The sequence below is a fragment of the Rossellomorea aquimaris genome (assembly GCF_003315075.1).
Lineage (GTDB): Bacteria > Bacillota > Bacilli > Bacillales > Bacillaceae_B > Rossellomorea > Rossellomorea aquimaris_C.
On record NZ_QNRJ01000050.1, the window covers coordinates 1 to 1324 of the forward strand.

The window sequence follows — 1324 nt, forward strand, 5'->3', positions numbered from 1 at the left end:
AAATCGAGTAGGAGGGGGTGACTAACCCCCGACCTCTCACACCACCGTACGTACGGACCCGTATACGGCGGTTTCTTTAAGGTTGACGTATCGTTGAATATCTTTGATACAAGCTCAGAAGCCCTAGACGATTCCAAAAAGAATTATTTAGGGTTCTGTCTAATATGGGACTTTTTGTTACTCGCCAAAATCCCTTCCTGGAATTTGCCCATTCGTGGGCTTTTCCTTTTGGAACTCCGAGTCTGATGAGGTTCCGTTTCCTTGCTTTAGGCAATTTCCAATCCTTCCACATGCACATTCTTAACCTTCTTCTTATCCATCCATCTAATTTTCGAAAGATACTTTCTGTGTCCGCTAATGCGAAGTATCCACACCATCCCATCAGATATTGATTGAGTCGTTTTATACGGTGCGTCATCGACCAGCCTTTTGACCTTGAGGTCAATGCTCGGATTTTCTCTTTCAATTTCTTTAGACTCTTATTATGGACTCGAACTTTTGGTATTTTATGTTGTGTGAAAGAAAAGCCTAGGAACTTTCTCTTCCATGGTCTGTCTACCGCTGACTTGTCTCGGTTCACTTTTAGTTTTAACTTCTTCTCAATGAATTCTGATATCGAATTCTTGACCCGATAGCCAGCTTTCTTTGACTTTACATAGATATGAAAGTCGTCCGCATAACGGACGAATCGATGTCCCCGTTTTTCCAGTTCTTTGTCTAGTTCATCTAGAAGGATGTTAGCTAAAAGAGGACTTAACGGACCACCTTGTGGAGTGCCCATTTCTGTTCTTGCAGATACCCCATTTTCCATCACACCTGATTGTAAATATCGGTAGATGAGCTTTAGAAGGGTCTTGTCCTTTATCTTCTTCGCTAAAATCCCCATCAGTTTATCATGGTTTACTTTATCGAAGAACTTTTCTAAGTCCATATCAATTACCCATCTGTATCCTTCTCGCATATATTGTTTGGCTTGTCTTATTGCTTGATGAGCCTGTTTGTTCGGCCTAAAACCAAAACTATATTTGGAAAAGTGAGGATCAAATACCCTCGTTAGTACTTGGGCAATCGCTTGTTGGATGAATCGGTCTATCACGGTAGGGATACCTAGTAGCCTCACCCCACCGTCTGGTTTCGGGATTTCGACTCGACGAACTGGAGAAGGTTTATACGTACCCTCCTCTAATTGTTGACGTAAAGAATCCCAGTGTTTCATGATATGACCTCGCAGGTTTTGTACGGGCATATCGTCCACTCCGTGACTCCCTTTATTTCGTTCAACACGCTTGATTGCTTGTATGAGGTTGTCCCGTGATAGTATTTG

At 42.4% G+C, this 1324-nt stretch carries 1 protein-coding gene; it reads right to left on the reverse strand.

Annotated features, from left to right (window positions below):
* Nucleotides 1–76: 76 nt before the first annotated feature.
* A partial coding sequence (gene ltrA / locus DET59_RS21380; protein ID WP_113971591.1) for a group II intron reverse transcriptase/maturase occupies nucleotides 77–1324 on the reverse strand: 1248 nt, incomplete at its 5' end.